The sequence below is a fragment of the Nocardia sp. NPDC005745 genome (assembly GCF_040630775.1).
Lineage (GTDB): Bacteria > Actinomycetota > Actinomycetes > Mycobacteriales > Mycobacteriaceae > Nocardia.
This window is the reverse complement of the sequence record NZ_JBEXYF010000005.1, coordinates 200,914-215,703: the sequence shown is the minus strand read 5'-3', so window position 1 is coordinate 215,703 and position 14,790 is coordinate 200,914. Positions and strand designations below refer to the sequence as shown.

The window sequence follows — 14,790 nt, the reverse complement described above, 5'->3', positions numbered from 1 at the left end:
CCGAACGGCCGCCCCGCGCGGGGAAGAGTCCGGCGAGGTCAGACGCGCCGCATCACCGAAACGACCTTGCCGAGCACGACCGCTTCGTCGCCATCGATCACCTCGTAGGCCGGGTTGCGCGGCTCCAGGTACACATGACCGTTGCGCCGCCGGTACACCTTCACCGTCGCCTCACCATCGATCATCGCCGCCACGATCTCGCCGGAATGCGCCTCGTGCTGCTTGCGCACCACCACGAGGTCGCCATCGCAGATGGCCGCATCGATCATCGAATCACCGCGTACCCGCAGCCCGAACACCGTGCCGCGCCCGACCAGCTCACGCGGCAACGTCATCATGTCCTCGGCGTGCTCCTCGGCCAGGATCGGAGCGCCCGCCGCGATGTCACCGACCACCGGTACCGCCACCGAATCCTCCGCGATCTCCCGCCGCGCGGGCGCGTGCAGAAACATCCGCACGTCGATCGGCCGCGACACCGTCCGGCTGCGGCGCAGGAAACCACGCTCCTCCAGGCTCTTCAGATGCTTCGACACCGACGACGCCGACCGCAGACCCACCGCGTCACCGATCTCACGGGTATTCGGCGGATACCCGTGCCGGACAACCCAGTCCCGAATCGTGGCGAGAATCCGCTGCTGCCGCGGCGGTAACGTCGAGGTGTCGAGATGCTCGAACGCGTCGAGCGGGTCGTATCCGGTCACCCGGGGAATGGTAGAGGCACGAGCGGACACTACCGCCGGGCCACCGCACCTGGCACGCCGAACAGCGCCCGATCGGAATCGGGAACCCAGCAGGCCGCGGCGGTATCCCGGTTGTAGTTGTCCGCGACGTGCTCGACCAAATGCCGCAGACCCGGATGCCGGTTGCCCGCCGACCACAACAACGCCAGCGGATAGGCGGGGGTGGGATCGACGATCATCAGGCGCCGCACGTTCGGATGCCACGGCGTCTGGCCCCCGTCGCCGCTGAACGTCGTCAACGACGACGAGTCCGCGATACGTTCGACGATCTCGGCCATACCCACCAGCGGCCCCCTGGTGTCGACCGCAATCCCGCTGAACGCGCTGAGATCTCGATAGAAGTCGGCCCACTCCGACGGCACGGCCGCACCGGGCACCCACACCGGATGCCCGGCGATCTCGCGCAACGCGATCGTCGACCGGCCCGCGAACGGATGGTCCTTACCCACCAGCAGATACAACGGCTCCAAATACGCGGGAGCGGCGACGATATCGTCGGGCAGAGCCACCGGGCCGCCGTTCGCGCGCGCGAGAGCAGCATCGACGATGCCACCGCGCAACGCTTCCCGCGAGGTCGTGATCATATTCGACATGACGATCTCGGTGTCGCGGTGCGGATGACGCGCGAGATAGAACTCCATCAAATCGGTCGCGGCCATCCGTTTCCCCAGCACCGCGACCCGCAACGGCCGCACTACTTCGCGCACCGCCCGCACCGCGGCCTCGGAGCAGGCGAGCAAGGAACGCGCGTACGGCAGCAACCGGGTACCGGCCGCTGTCGGCACACTGCCGCCGCGTCCGCGGTCGAACAGCTCCGTTCCCAGCTGCGACTCGAGCTTCGCGATGCGCTTGGACACCGCCTGCTGGCTGATCCCCAGCACCGAGGCCGCGTGACCGAACTGCTGCTCCTCCACCACCACGACGAACGCGCGCACCGCCGCGAGATCAAGCTCCACGCGCCACCTCCAGCGACAACCCTACGTTGTCCCCCATGCCGTATCCCAAATCCGGCATCGACCTTCATCACTGCTCACATGGACGCACAACCACGATCGACCGACAGAGCCTACAACCATTCGGTGTTCATCCGATCCATGGGCGGCGGCCGCATCACCTCCACCTCCGTGATCGGGCCCGCATAACGCTCCACCTCCACCAGCGTGAGCTGTCCGGCGCACCCCTGGCTGAGCGTCGAAGAGGGACGATCGGCGATGAGCACGTTCGGATTACCGTGGCGGCAGAATGTCGGGTCCGCCGGGTCGGGGTCGTACCACGCTCCGGTGGACAACTGCGCGACACCGGCCCGCACCCCGTCGTCGACCACCAGACCGGCCAGGCAACTGCCCCGCTCGTTGAACACCCGCACGATCTCACCGGCACGCAGACCCCGCGCGTCGGCGTCCGAAGGATGCATCCGGATCGGTTCACGCCCGGAGATCTTCACCGACCGGCTGTAGGCGCCCACGTCGAGCTGGCTGTGCAGCTTGGTCCGCGGCTGATTCGCCACCAACTGCAAGGGGAACCGCGCCGCCGCCGCACCACCGAGCCACTCCTCCGGCTCCAACCACACCGGATGCCCCGGGCAATCGGCGTACCCGAAGCGATCGATGGTCGCGGAGAAGATCTCGATCTTCCCGCTGGGCGTGCTCAGCGGATGCCGAGCCGGGTCGGCGCGAAAGTCCGCCGCCAACACCTGATTCGGGTCCGGAACCGGAAGCTCGAGGACCTCACCGGCCCAGAACGCGTCGAAATCCGGCAGCTCGTGCCCCGCGCGCGACTGCTCGACACGCCATCGCTCATACAGATACCGCAGCCACTCGACCGCCGAACGCCCCTCGGTGAATTCCTTCCCGACACCGAGCCGTTCGGCCGTCTCGGCGAAGATCGAATAGTCGTCGCGCGCCTGCCCATACGGGCGAGTCAGCGCTTTCATCGGGAAGAACGAACGGTCGCCTTCCCCCACGCCGTAGTCGTCGCGCTCGATCGACATCGTGGCCGGGAGCACGATATCGGCGTGCCGCGCGGTGGCCGTCCAGAACGCATCGTGCACAACCACCGTGTCCGGACGACCGAACGCCGTGCGCAGCCGAGCCAGGTCCTGATGGTGATGGAACGGATTGCCGCCACACCAGTACACCAACCGCACTTCCGGATACACCAGCTCCCGGCCGTTGTAGCGGAAGGGCGCGCCCGGCTCGAGCAGCATGTCCGCGATCCGTGCGACCGGAATGAAGGCGTCCACGCCGTTGCGCCCCTGCGGAAGTCGCGGCGCGGGCACGCGCGCAGGCTCCCCGATACTCGCGGCCGACCCGTACCCGTGTCCGAAGCCGCCTCCGGGAAGCCCTATCTGCCCCAGCATCGCCGCGAGCGCCACACCCGCCCACAGCGGCTGCTCACCATGGCGCGCCCGCTGCAACGACCAACTCACCGTCACCAGGGTTCGCGCGGCAGCCATCTCGCGGGCCAGCGTCCGGATCCGGACGGCCGGCACACCGGTGATGGCCGCGGCCCACTCCGGATCCTTGACCACTCCGTCCACCGCACCACGCAGGTACTCCGCGAAGCGGTCGCAGCCCACCGTGTACTCGCGCAGGAACTGTTCATCCGCCAAACCCTCCGCGTCCAGCACCTGGGCGAGCGCCAGCATCATCGCCACGTCGGTACCCGGCCGCGGCGCGATCCACTCCGCTTCGCTCTCCCGCGGGGTGTCGTCGCGCAGCGGGCTGATCGACACGAAACGGCAACCCCGCGCCCGCGCCGCCGCGATCCAGCCGCGCATGTTGTGGCGCGAGACCCCGCCCGGCGACACGGCCGCGTTCTTCGGCGACAAACCACCGAAAGCCACCACGAGCTCGGAATGTTCGGCCAAGACCGTCTTCGCCGTCGCCTGTTGCGTCACCCAGCCGATATCACCGATGACATAGGGCAGGAACACCGTCGAGGTACCCAGGCTGTAGCTGTTCACGTGCCGGACGTAACCGCCGAGACAGTTCAAGAAGCGGTGCAATTGACTCTGCGCGTGATGGAATCGCCCGGCGCTGGCCCAGCCGTACGAGCCGCCGTACACCGCCTGCGCTCCATGCTCCTGGTACACCCGGCCGAGCTCGCCGGCCAGCAGGTCCAACGCGCGCTCCCACGACACCGGGACGAAAGACTCCGAACCCCGCGCACCTGGGCCCGGGCCGTTCTCCAGCCAGCCCCGACGAACATACGGCCCATCGATACGCGTCGGATGATGCTGCGCCGAAGCGACATTGCCGATCAGCGGCACCGGCTCCGGGTCACCATGCCACGGCCGGACCGCTGTGAGCCGTTCGCCGTCGCTGTCCGCCTCGAACGCGCCCCAGTGGGTCAGATGCGTGGTCACCCTCCCACCGTAACCGGCCACACGAATACCCGGCCGTCACTCGTTTCCGATGCCACTGTCAGTCGGATACGCGGCGTAGCTCGAAGATCCGGAACACCCGGCCGCCGGACAGTTCGTACTCCATGGCGTAGCCGGGCCAGAACTCGACCGCCAGATCCCAGACGCGTTTGCGCTCCACGCCGGTGATCTCGCGCACCGTGGCCAGGAACTGCTCGCCCTTGTGCCGGACCGAGGCGGTTTGCGCCGCACGCAGATTCGCCGACCAGGCCGGATGCTTCGGACCGCCCCAATTCGAACCGAGGACGATGAAGTCCGCACCGTGCGGCACGTAGAGCAACGATGTGGTGCGCGGGATTCCCGTCTTCCGCCCCGGCACGGTGACCTCGACGGACGGCAGCCCCGCCAGATCCAGGACGCCTTTTCGTCCGCCGCTCGCCCGCCGGATCAAGCGTTCGACCCGCAGCACGACCGGCGCCGACCGCATGACCCAGCGCCGCTGGGCCAGCCGTCGAGCCAAGGCCGGCACCGGATTCGAGACCATATCAGGACACCTTTCCGTAGCGAACTCGCGACTTGGCAGGCGCTCTAGATCTAACACCTCGTACCGAGGCCTGCGCACGGTCGGGTTGCGGTCATAAATTACGAGACTCATATTGATCGACGCGGCGCAGCATGTATTATCTAACTCATACGATATGAGTTAGATAGGAGTTGGGCATGTACCTGATCACCGGTGCCACCGGCACCATCGGCCGCCCCCTCGTCAGCGCTTTGCTATCCACCGGAACGAGAATCCGCGCCGTCTCTCGACAGCCCGTCGCCGGCTTTCCCGAGGATGTGGAAGCCGTGGCGTTCGAAGAGATGAACGAGGCCCTGCAGGGGGTCGATGCCCTGTTCGTCCACCCGCGGGCCGCCAAGGATCATGTCGGCGAACTGCTCCGGAGCGCCTCGACACGCGGTGTCGGCCGAGTCGTCGTCATGTCGGCCTGCAACGCCGACGACGAACCCGCTCATCAGCCCTCCCGATACAACGGTGACCGCAACACGGAGGTCGAGCGGGCGGTCGTCGCGAGCGGACTGCCGTGGGTGAGCGTACGACCGAGTTCGTTCGCCATGAACACATCGGCGATGTGGCGAAAGCAAGTGGCCGCTGGTGACACCGTCTTCGGCCCATATGCGTCTTTCGCCGAGGCGGTCATCCACGAACAGGATGTCGCGGACGTCATCGCACGGGCCATGTGGGACGACAGCCTCCTCGGCCGCCGCATAACCATCACCGGCCCCGAGGCCGTGAGCCTGGAGCGGATGGTCGCCGTCATCGGCGACGCGATCGGCAAACCCCTTCGATTTCAACAGGTTCCGGTCGAAGCAGCCACGCGCGCGATGATCGGGCAAGGTCTCGACGAGCGCTTCGTGCTCGCGCTCATGGAGCGCTACGCTCGTGAACTCGACCGAACGCCCATCGTCACTCACGAGGTGGACGCGATTCTCGGCCGTCCGGCACGCTCGTTCGCGACATGGGCCGCCGATCACCGCGCGGATTGGTCGTGACGCCGTCCCCGCTCCGGTCCGGTGACGACGTGGACCGCGCGGTCTGGCACCTCGGCGCGCTGATCCAATTCGACGCCACCGCAGACCAGACCGACGGCCGGCTCGCCATCACCAGGCACACCTGCCGACGCGGTACCGCGGCTCCGCCGCACCGGCACGAACACGAGGACGAGATCTTCATCGTCTTGGCGGGTGAACTCACCGTGCATATCGCAGATCAGCGATTTCGGGTGTCCACCGGTGCCACTGTCTTCGCGCCACGCGGATTGCCTCACGCCTACCGCGTCGATTCGGACATCTGCCGGTTCCTGACCCTGATCACACCGGGCGGATTCGAGCGATGGTTCGCCGAAACCGGCTGTCCGGCCGAATCCCTGTCTCTTCCCCCGGCGCCCACCAGTCCGCCCGACACCACCCTCCTCGCCGCCGCAGCCGCCCGTCACGGCGTCGAAATCCTGGGGCCATCCCCCCGGGCAGGCTTCTGACGCCAGAGCCCGAACGGGTCGCTCTCCCCATCAATGAAGTACCCCCTCCCCGCTTCCGGTGCCGTTTTTCGCGGCCCGCACCAACCCAGAAGGAACATCCATGCGTCTCATCGTCTTCGGGGCGAACGGTCCCACCGGCCGCTTGCTGACCACTCAGGCTCTCGCGGCCGGTCATGACGTCGTCGCCGTCACTCGCAAGCCACTCGACTTCCCGCTCGAACACGACCGGCTCACGACGTTCGAGGGCGACGTCCATGCGGCAGACTCCGTCGAGAGCGCGATCGCGGGCGGTGACGCGGTGCTGTCGACACTCGGTGTGCCCTACAGCAAGCAACCGATCACGACGTACTCGGCCGGGGTCGCCAATATCGTCGCCGCCATGCGCAAGCACGCGGTACGCCGTATCGCGGTCGTCTCGTCCAGTGCCGTGGACCCCAGACCATATGCGGACGCGGGCTTTCTGTTCAATCGCGTCTTGCAGCCCTATCTCACGCAGGTCATGGGCAAAACGCTCTACGACGATATGCGCGCGATGGAATCCCTGCTCACAGAAACCGAACTCGACTGGACGGTCGTGCGTCCGAGTGGCCTGTACACCTCCGCGCTCGTCACCGACTACACACTCGCGGAAGGCCACGTCGAGGGCCGGTTCACCTCCCGAGCGGACCTGGCCGCCTGCCTGCTCCGGCTCGTCGACAACGACCGATATGTGCAGAAGATCGTCAGCGTCGTCACCACCTCGAATAATCCCAGCCTGCTGCGACTGATTCGCACCGAGGCGCTCGGCAAGCACTGAGCGCGCGCGGCGGCGCCTCTTCCAGTTGGCGGTGCGTATAATACGGAATCCATACAAAGACTCGTGAAGGTGACTTGGATGAGTTCCGCAGTCGATCCGGCCGCGACCCGGCGGCACCGGCGGTTGGTCACGTCCGTCAAAGAGGCGCTACGCGATCTGAACACCCAACTGTCCGTGCTCAACCGCCGCTTCGGCAACAAGGTGGAACTGAAGGACGCCGACTGGACCTGCCTGGATCTGATCAACCGACACGGGCCGCTGACGCCGACTGCGTTGGCGGCACGTGCCGGTCTGCACCCGGCGACGTTGACCGGCATTCTGGACCGCCTCCAGCGTGGCGGATGGGTGATCCGCGAGCGTGATACCGAGGGCGCCGACCGACGCGCCGTCACCGTGCGTGCACTGCACGACCGAAACCCAGAGCTCTACCGAATATTCAGTGGAATGAACGGCCGGATGGACGCCATCTGCGAGGGCTACACCGATGCCGAACTCGAGCTGATCGCGGAATTCCTCCGACGGAGCGCAGCCGCCGGCTACGACTCGGCCGACGAGCTCGCCTGACCGGAATGCCTGGCCCGAGGACGGGCCCCTCCTCTCCTTGTTGGTTTTCTTTTGATGTGGACGTGAGCTGAATTCCCTGGTTGTGAATACATGGTTAGATGCGCATATCTACGTATCCATATTTTTCTGATGCCGCAAGCCGCAAGAGACAGCCCTCCCATCCCTATGTAGCCGTCCGAGCAAGTCAGAGAGCTCGTCTCGCCTGGACACCCCTCCCCGTCTTCCTGAAAACGGACAAGCGACCAGTTACCCTGTCCCCCGTGGCCCCCACCCCATCCGTGCGCCGGAGGTCCACGAGCGCCCGTCGCCCCTTTCGGAACAGGAGTTCGATGCGTTCCCACCCCCGCCGCGTCTCAGCCGCCCTCGCGGCTGTCGCCGCCGCCTTGCTCGGAATCGCCGCTCCGGCGGCGGCTCGGCCCGCGCCACCCGCCGTGGTCACGCCGATGGGCCCGGACTTCCTCTGGGGCGTCGCCGCGTCGGGGTACCAGTCGGAAGGCCATGCCCCGGACAGCAACTGGTCGCGTTACGTCGCGTCCGGCAAGACATCGGACCCGTATCAGGATTCGATCGACTTCTATTCGCGCTACCGCTCGGACATCGCCCTCGCGGCGGGCCTGGGCGTGAAGGTCTATCGCATCGGCATCGAGTGGGCGCGGCTCCAGCCGGAGTCGGGCAAGTGGGACCCCGAGGGATTGCGGTTCTACGACAACGTGGTCGCCGCGATCACTGACGCGGGTATGCGCCCCATGATCACCATCGACCACTGGGTCTATCCGGGTTGGGCGGTCGACCGCGGAGGCTGGAACAACGCGGGAATCGTCGAGGACTGGCTTGCCAACGCGCGCACGGTGGTCGATCGCTACGCCCCGTACAAGCCGTTGTGGGTCACATTCAACGAGCCGACCTTCTACGTGGTGAACGAACTGCGCAACGGCGGGTTGCCGCCCGCCGCCGCGCCCGGGATGCAGGACCGGATCGCCGAGGCGCACAACAGCATCTACGACTTCATTCACCGAGTTCAGCCGGATGCGATGGTGACCAGCAATGTCGCCTACATCCCGGCCGCCGAGGACGTGGTGAACAAGCCACTGGTGGACAGGATCGGCGCAAAGCTCGACTACGTCGGCATCGACTACTACTACGGCCTCTCCCCCGACAGTCTCACTACCACGGGGAATCTCAACGAATTGTGGAAGAATCCGTTGCAGCCGGAGGGCATCTACTACGCGCTGCAGCACTACGCGCGCCAGTTCCCCGGCAAGCCGCTCTACATCGTGGAGAACGGAATGCCCACCGAGAACGGCCTCCCACGGGCGGACGGATACGGCCGCGCCGATTCCCTCCGCGACACCGTCTACTGGCTGCAGCGCGCCAAGGCAGACGGGATCGACCTGATCGGCTACAACTACTGGAGCCTGACCGACAACTACGAGTGGGGTTCCTACACACCACGTTTCGGCCTCTACACCGTCGACGTCCGCACCGATCCGACACTGACGCGTAAGCCCACGGACGCGGTGGCCGCCTACACGGACATCACCCGAGCCGGCGGCGTCGCGCCCGGGTACCGGCCGACCCGCGCGCCGAAGGATTGCTCTCTCGTGGACGGACCGGCAAGCTGCTCCGACCCGGTCACCGTGCCACGGTGAGATCGAAGCCGCATGTCGGCGAGTGGAGGTAGGCGATGACCGACGATCCCGTCGCGGCACTCCGGCGCTGGACCGACGCGGGCGGGGTCTGGCGGGTCGCCGGGCGCCGGTCCGGTTCGGTCACCGTCGCGCTCTACCAATGCACCGGCGGTGAGGAAGTCGATCGGCTGACCTCCTCCGATCCCGAGCTGCTCCGCTATCTCGGCGAGCGGACCAGCAGCGAGGACTGAAACGCTCAGTCCGCGACCGATCCCGTCGCCCCTGACCACAGCCGCTCCAGCACTCGAGCGGCCGGTTCCACGGAGGTGACCAGATCGACGCTCGAGCCCGCGTCGATCGGCGCGACGGCCGGATCGTTCGCGGCGAGCGCGGCGGTGAGCGCGTGCTTGGCCACCGGATCCACGGCGAGTTCCTCCTCCCGTCCGGTCCATCGGTCGGTGAATCCGGTGCGCAGCACTCGCGCGGGAAACCGCACCGGCCACGGCAATTCCATCCCGACGTCGTAGGCGCGGGTGAGCACGGTGTCGGTACCGCGCGCGTCGAGCAGGGCTCGGCGGCCCGCATCCGGCAGCAGCGATTCCGAGCACGCCGCCAGACAAGTACCGAGCCATGCGCCACTGGCCCCTGCTCGGAGTACGGCGGCGAGATCCCGCGGTGCCCCGATGCCGCCCGCCGCGAGTACCGGGACCGTCGCCACGGCCAGCACCTCGTCCAGCAGCGGCAGCAGCGGCGCGTTCACGGCGCCGTGTCCGCCGCCCTCCACGCCGCGGGCCACGAGGACGCCGATGCCCGCGTCTTGCGCACGCCGCGCGTCCTGCCCGCTGTAGACCTGGGTGGCCGGGACGATTCCCGCGTCCGCGACCCGAGCCGCCCAATCCAGGTCCGAGCCGAAGCTCACCGAGATCAGGGCGGGACGAGCCTCGATCGCGACCTCCAGCAGCCGCGGCTCGCGCGCGACGACCCAATCGACGAGACCGATGCCGAACGGCCCGTCCAAGCCTCGGATGTGCGGCAGTTCCCGCTCCAGCGCCGCGTCCGATCCGGCGCTACCCATCCCGATCATGCCCAGTCCACCGGCCGCGGTCACCGCCGCGGCGAGCCGTCCGCCCGCTACGCCACCCATCGGCGCGTTGACCAGTGGCATCCGCACACCGATCCGGCGCGCCCATGCCGTCGCCGCACTGATATCGGGTGCCGGGGGCTGTTCGGAGGAAGTCACGCCTCCCATCGCAACACACGCCGCCAAGACCGATCGCGGACTCCCCCGTCCGGGTGCGGAATCACGGCCGGTGACCGAGCATGTCCAACAGGCCGTCGAGTTGCAGTTCGAATAATTCCTCCCGGTCGGCGAAGGTGTCGGCACCGTACATGTCGAAGACGTCCGCGCTCACCGCCCCGAACAGACCGACCCAGAACGTCACGCCGCGGACGATCAGCCAATCGGGCACCTCCAGCTGGAACTGGTCGCGGATCCGCGTGAAACTGCCCGCGAGAGCGGTGGATATCCGGGGCTCCCCCGCCGGGGCCGCGAGTTCGCCTGCTCCGTATGCCCGAGCGAAGAGGGTCAGCATCGTGGCGATCACGCGGGTGCCCGGCGCGATGGTCTCGGCAGCCGGTGCGTCGTAACCGGGGACCGGCGTGCCGAACAGCAACCCGTAGCGGGCGGGTTCGGCCAGCGCCCAGCGCCGTACCGTTCGCCCGAGCGCCCGCAACCCGTCGATCGGATCGGCCTCGGCCGCCAGCGCGCCGTCGACCGCGTCGCCGAGCGCGTTGTAACCGTCCACGACGAGCAGGGTCAGCAACTCGTCGCGACTACGGACATATCGGTAGACCGCCGAGGAGACCACGCCGAGGTCACGCGCCACCGCACGCAGCGACAGGGCGGCGGCGCCGTCGGTTGCCAGGTGCTCGCGCCCGATCCGGACGATGTCGTTCATGGTCTGGGCCCTGGCTCGGGCACGCGGTGTCGTCGGCATGACAAAACCATGCGCCATTCAGAGAGCGTTGTCAACTAATGAGAGCATCGCTCTGAAAAAGGGCCGGGCAACAGCTGGCAAACCGCATTACCGCAGCGATTCGCCGTTTCCAGCCGAGTTGCGGACCGTTACTTACCGGAGAGTAGTGTTAGCCGAGTCACTGGCGACACGATCGAGGAGTTCCACATGGACCAGCGGACGACGGATTTCGACGTGCTGATCGTCGGTTCGGGGTTCGGCGGCAGCGTCACCGCGCTCCGGCTGGTGGAGAAGGGTTACAAGGTCGGCGTACTGGAGGCGGGCAGGCGCTTCGCCGACGACGAGTTGCCCGAGACCAGCTGGCAGCTGAAGAAGTTCCTGTGGGCGCCCGCCCTCGGCTGCTATGGAATCCAGCGCATCCATCCGCTGCGCAATGTCCTCATCCTCGGCGGCGCGGGCGTCGGGGGCGGTTCGTTGAATTACGCGAACACCCTGTACGTGCCGCCGGAGCCGTTCTTCCGCGACGCGCAGTGGCGTGACATCACCGATTGGCGCGACGAGCTGACCTCCTACTACGAGCGCGCGCAGCAGATGCTCGGCGTGGTGCGCAATCCGCACCTGACGCCCGCCGACGAGGTCTTCAAGGCCGTCGCCGACGACATGGGCGTCGGCGACACGTTCGTGCAGACTCCCGTCGGCGTGTTCTTCGGCGAGCCGGGCAAGACGGTGCCGGATCCGTACTTCGGCGGCGTCGGGCCCGAGCGCACCGGGTGCGTCGAATGCGGCGACTGCATGGTGGGCTGCAAGTACGGCGCCAAGAACACCTTGGTGAAGAACTACCTCTACCTGGCGGAAAAGGCGGGCGCCGAGATCATTCCGATGACGACGGTCACCGAGCTGCGTCCGCATCCCGACGGCACCTGGGACGTATCCACCGCCCGCACCGGCGCGTGGCTTCGCAAGCAGCCCCGGACGCTCACCGCTTCGCACGTCGTGCTGGCCGCGGGCACGCGCGGCACGCAGAAGCTGCTGTTCGCCATGCGCGACAAAAAGGTATTGCCGGACCTGTCCGATCGGCTCGGCATGCTGACGCGCACCAACTCGGAATCGATCGTCGGCGCGGCCACCAAGAAGGTGCGCCCCGGCGTCGACTTCACCAAGGGCGTCGCGATCACCTCGTCCATCCATCCCACCCCGGACACGCACATCGAGCCGGTCCGCTACGGCAAGGGCTCCAACGCCATGGGCCTGCTCCAGACGCTCATGGTGGACGGTGGTGGGCGCATCCCGCGCTGGTTGCGCTTCCTGGGCTTGGTGCTGCGGCATCCGATGAACCTGCTCAGCTTCCTGAGCACCAGGAACTGGAGCGAACGGACCATCATCTCGCTGGTCATGCAGCACCTGGACAATTCGATCACCACCTACACCAAGCGCGGCCTGTTCGCCCGCAAGCTCACCAGCAGACAGGGCCACGGCGAGCCCAATCCGACCTGGATCCCGGTGGGCAACGACGTCACGAGGCGGGTCGCGGAGAAGATCGGCGGCATCGCGGGCGGCAGCTGGGGCGAGATCTTCAACATCCCGCTGACGGCCCATTTCCTGGGTGGAGCCGTGATCGGAGCCGACGCCGAGCACGGCGTGATCGACGCCTATCACCGCGTCTACGGCTACCCCACGCTCAGCGTGGTCGACGGCGCGGCGGTCTCGGCCAACCTGGGCGTCAACCCGTCGCTGACGATCACCGCGCAGGCCGAACGCGCGGCGGCGTATTGGCCCAACAAGGGTGAGGTGGACACCCGCCCCCTGGTGGGCACGGGATACCGGCGTATCGCTCCCGTCGCACCGGTGAACCCGGTCGTTCCGGCGAGTTCGCCCGCGGCTCTGGTGCTTCCGATCGTGCAGATCCGGGAGACGCCCGCCGCCGGGTAGGTCAGCGGCCGGACCCATGGGGGCGGGCTCAGCAGGAACCCGGCCGCCGCTGACGCCAGAACGTGCCACGCAGCTATCCCTACTCAACTAGCCTTTATCTGGTCTTTTGTCGCTACGACAGCCAGGAGGCGACCGGTGAGCACACGGCGGCGCGGATGGCTCGGTCCCACGGCGATGGCGGCGGCCGTCCTCCTCGCCCTCACCGGGTGTGGCGACGACGAAGCGGACCCCACCGAGACGGCAGCACCGTCCGGTTCCACGGTGCTGCCCGACCGGTTCGCCGGTGTGCCGATACCGGACGGACGGATCGATGATGCCGTGGGCGAACTGGACGACCTCGCCGAGAGTCTGCTCACCTCATCGGCTATTCCCGGCATGGCGGTCGCCGTCGTGCACGGTGGAAAGGTGGTGTACAGCAGAGGCTTCGGCGTCCGCGACGTCGTGACCGAGGAGAAGGTGGACCCGGATACGGTCTTCCAGCTCGCGTCGCTGTCCAAGCCGATCGGAGCGACGGTCGTGGCTCGCCGGATCGCCGCGGGGGGTGTCGAATGGGACACTCCGGTACACCGGCTGCTGCCGTCCTTCGCGCTCGCCGATCCCTACGTCACCGAGCACGTGACGGTCGGCGACCTGTACGCGCACCGCTCCGGACTGCCCGATCACGCGGGTGACCTGCTGGAGGACCTCGGCTACGACCGCGGACAGATTCTCGACCGGCTCCGGCTGCTGCCGCTGGGCGCCTTCCGGGACTCCTACGAATACACCAATTTCGGGCTGACCGCGGCCGCTGTCGCAGTGGCCACGGCGGCGGGAACCGACTGGGAGACATTGTCCGAACAGACGATCTACCGCCCGCTCGGCATGACATCGACCAGCTCTCGCTACGCCGACTTCGCGGCTCGCGCGAACCGGGCCGAGGGGCACGTTCTGGTCGACGGGAAGTACCAGCCGGCCAATCCCCAGCGTCGGCCGGACGCCCAGTCGCCGGCGGGAGGCATCAGTTCCTCGGTCGCCGACCTGGCCAAATGGATGACGATGGTGCTCGCGAACGGCTCCGCGGGTGGCTCCGTCCTGGTGCCACCGGAGGATCTTCTGCCCGCCATCTCCCCGCAGGCGGTGTCGGCGCCGCCGAAGACGCCCGACGCGCGCGCCGGGTTCTACGGATTCGGTTTCAACGTCGGCGATTCCGCCTCGGGCCGGGTCGTACTCGGTCACTCGGGGGCGTTCGGCCTCGGTGCGGGCACGGCGTTCACCTTGATTCCCTCCGCCGACGTCGGCATCGTGACACTCACCAACGCGGCACCGATCGGCGTGCCGGAAACGCTGAACGCGGAGTTCGCCGACCTGGTCCAGTTCGGGAAGATCCAGCAGGACTGGCGCTCGCTCTATCGAACAGCATTCCAGCCGCTGAGCGCCCCGGCAGGGGCGCTGGCAGGCAAGCAGCCGCCCGCCGACCCCGCTCCCGCTCGACCGTCCGCCTCGTATACAGGCACCTACGACAATCCCTACTACGGCCCCGCGACGGTAGCCGCCACCGGCAATTCCCTGACCCTCAGCCTGGGCCCGAACAATATGACCTTCCCACTGAAACACTGGGACGGCGACACTTTCGTCTTCACACCGGCCGGCGAAAACGCCAACCACGGCTCGGTCTCCCGGGCGACCTTCGAGGACGGCAAGCTCACCCTCGAGTACTACGACATCGAACACCTCGGCGTGTTCACACGTAGGTGACTTCGCCGCCGTAAGCCCGC

14 protein-coding genes are annotated in these 14,790 nt (G+C 67.4%); 8 read left to right on the top strand and 6 right to left on the bottom strand.

The window, feature by feature from the left end; all coding sequences use genetic code 11:
* Nucleotides 1–38: 38 nt before the first annotated feature.
* The 4 genes from lexA to ABZ420_RS08020 all read right to left on the bottom strand — a co-directional run bounded on the left by lexA (nucleotide 39) and on the right by ABZ420_RS08020 (nucleotide 4,648).
* Nucleotides 39–701, bottom strand: coding sequence for a transcriptional repressor LexA (gene lexA, locus ABZ420_RS08035; protein ID WP_357118605.1), 663 nt, complete (start codon nucleotides 699–701; stop codon nucleotides 39–41).
* A 29-nt stretch (nucleotides 702–730) separates the two neighbouring features.
* Nucleotides 731–1,696 carry a LysR family transcriptional regulator gene (locus ABZ420_RS08030; protein WP_357118602.1) on the bottom strand — a complete coding sequence of 322 codons (966 nt, stop codon included), beginning with the start codon at nucleotides 1,694–1,696 and terminating at the stop codon, nucleotides 731–733.
* A gap of 110 nt (nucleotides 1,697–1,806) precedes the next feature.
* A complete protein-coding gene (locus tag ABZ420_RS08025) occupies nucleotides 1,807–4,107 on the bottom strand; it encodes a molybdopterin-dependent oxidoreductase (protein ID WP_357118599.1) in 2,301 nt (766 codons plus the stop codon).
* Nucleotides 4,108–4,165: 58 nt separating this feature from the next.
* Nucleotides 4,166–4,648, bottom strand: coding sequence for a nitroreductase family deazaflavin-dependent oxidoreductase (locus tag ABZ420_RS08020; protein ID WP_051175897.1), 483 nt, complete (start codon nucleotides 4,646–4,648; stop codon nucleotides 4,166–4,168).
* A gap of 176 nt (nucleotides 4,649–4,824) precedes the next feature.
* Between ABZ420_RS08020 and ABZ420_RS08015 the strand changes: the two genes are divergently transcribed.
* The 6 genes from ABZ420_RS08015 (at nucleotide 4,825) to ABZ420_RS07990 (ending at nucleotide 9,382) form a co-directional block, all read left to right on the top strand.
* Nucleotides 4,825–5,658, top strand: coding sequence for an NAD(P)H-binding protein (locus tag ABZ420_RS08015; RefSeq protein WP_357118595.1), 834 nt, complete (start codon nucleotides 4,825–4,827; stop codon nucleotides 5,656–5,658).
* Nucleotides 5,655–6,143, top strand: a complete 489-nt coding sequence (locus tag ABZ420_RS08010; protein ID WP_357118592.1) for a cupin domain-containing protein — start codon at nucleotides 5,655–5,657, stop codon at nucleotides 6,141–6,143. Before ABZ420_RS08015 ends, ABZ420_RS08010 begins: the two co-directional genes overlap by 4 nt.
* Nucleotides 6,144–6,243: 100 nt before the next feature.
* Nucleotides 6,244–6,939, top strand: coding sequence for an NAD(P)H-binding protein (locus tag ABZ420_RS08005; protein ID WP_357118589.1), 696 nt, complete (start codon nucleotides 6,244–6,246; stop codon nucleotides 6,937–6,939).
* Between the two features lie 78 nt (nucleotides 6,940–7,017).
* The gene (locus ABZ420_RS08000) at nucleotides 7,018–7,503 is read left to right on the top strand and encodes a MarR family transcriptional regulator (RefSeq protein ID WP_357118586.1); all 486 of its coding nucleotides are present in this window, start codon (nucleotides 7,018–7,020) and stop codon (nucleotides 7,501–7,503) included.
* A 329-nt stretch (nucleotides 7,504–7,832) separates the two neighbouring features.
* The gene (locus ABZ420_RS07995) at nucleotides 7,833–9,152 is read left to right on the top strand and encodes a family 1 glycosylhydrolase (RefSeq protein WP_357118583.1); all 1,320 of its coding nucleotides are present in this window, start codon (nucleotides 7,833–7,835) and stop codon (nucleotides 9,150–9,152) included.
* A gap of 35 nt (nucleotides 9,153–9,187) precedes the next feature.
* Nucleotides 9,188–9,382 carry a hypothetical protein gene (locus ABZ420_RS07990; protein WP_357118581.1) on the top strand — a complete coding sequence of 65 codons (195 nt, stop codon included), beginning with the start codon at nucleotides 9,188–9,190 and terminating at the stop codon, nucleotides 9,380–9,382.
* Between the two features lie 5 nt (nucleotides 9,383–9,387).
* Here ABZ420_RS07990 and ABZ420_RS07985 read toward each other — a convergent pair whose 3' ends face one another.
* Together ABZ420_RS07985 and ABZ420_RS07980 are read right to left on the bottom strand one after the other, a co-directional pair.
* Complete coding sequence (locus ABZ420_RS07985; protein ID WP_357118775.1) at nucleotides 9,388–10,296, bottom strand: nitronate monooxygenase; 909 nt, start codon at nucleotides 10,294–10,296, stop codon at nucleotides 9,388–9,390.
* A 136-nt stretch (nucleotides 10,297–10,432) separates the two neighbouring features.
* Complete coding sequence (locus ABZ420_RS07980; protein ID WP_357118578.1) at nucleotides 10,433–11,128, bottom strand: WHG domain-containing protein; 696 nt, start codon at nucleotides 11,126–11,128, stop codon at nucleotides 10,433–10,435.
* A 186-nt stretch (nucleotides 11,129–11,314) separates the two neighbouring features.
* On the opposite strand from ABZ420_RS07980, the gene ABZ420_RS07975 reads away from it, so the two are divergent.
* Together ABZ420_RS07975 and ABZ420_RS07970 are read left to right on the top strand one after the other, a co-directional pair.
* The gene (locus ABZ420_RS07975) at nucleotides 11,315–13,036 is read left to right on the top strand and encodes a GMC family oxidoreductase (protein WP_357118575.1); all 1,722 of its coding nucleotides are present in this window, start codon (nucleotides 11,315–11,317) and stop codon (nucleotides 13,034–13,036) included.
* 174 nt (nucleotides 13,037–13,210) lie between these two features.
* On the top strand, nucleotides 13,211–14,770 hold the full coding sequence (locus ABZ420_RS07970) for a serine hydrolase (protein ID WP_357118772.1): 1,560 nt from the start codon (nucleotides 13,211–13,213) through the stop codon (nucleotides 14,768–14,770).
* Nucleotides 14,771–14,790: the final 20 nt, after the last annotated feature.

Bases quoted from the DNA above. Each gene is read 5' to 3' on its own strand.
- ABZ420_RS08020 (WP_051175897.1), bottom strand. From the start codon at position 4,648: ATGGTCTCGAATCCGGTGCCGGCCTTGGCTCGACGGCTGGCCCAGCGG.
- ABZ420_RS08015 (WP_357118595.1), top strand. From the start codon at position 4,825: ATGTACCTGATCACCGGTGCCACCGGCACCATCGGCCGCCCCCTCGTC.
- ABZ420_RS08005 (WP_357118589.1), top strand. From the start codon at position 6,244: ATGCGTCTCATCGTCTTCGGGGCGAACGGTCCCACCGGCCGCTTGCTG.
- ABZ420_RS08000 (WP_357118586.1), top strand. From the start codon at position 7,018: ATGAGTTCCGCAGTCGATCCGGCCGCGACCCGGCGGCACCGGCGGTTG.
- ABZ420_RS07995 (WP_357118583.1), top strand. From the start codon at position 7,833: ATGCGTTCCCACCCCCGCCGCGTCTCAGCCGCCCTCGCGGCTGTCGCC.
- ABZ420_RS07990 (WP_357118581.1), top strand. From the start codon at position 9,188: ATGACCGACGATCCCGTCGCGGCACTCCGGCGCTGGACCGACGCGGGC.
- ABZ420_RS07985 (WP_357118775.1), bottom strand. From the start codon at position 10,296: ATGCCACTGGTCAACGCGCCGATGGGTGGCGTAGCGGGCGGACGGCTC.
- ABZ420_RS07980 (WP_357118578.1), bottom strand. From the start codon at position 11,128: ATGCCGACGACACCGCGTGCCCGAGCCAGGGCCCAGACCATGAACGAC.
- ABZ420_RS07975 (WP_357118575.1), top strand. From the start codon at position 11,315: ATGGACCAGCGGACGACGGATTTCGACGTGCTGATCGTCGGTTCGGGG.
- ABZ420_RS07970 (WP_357118772.1), top strand. From the start codon at position 13,211: ATGGCGGCGGCCGTCCTCCTCGCCCTCACCGGGTGTGGCGACGACGAA.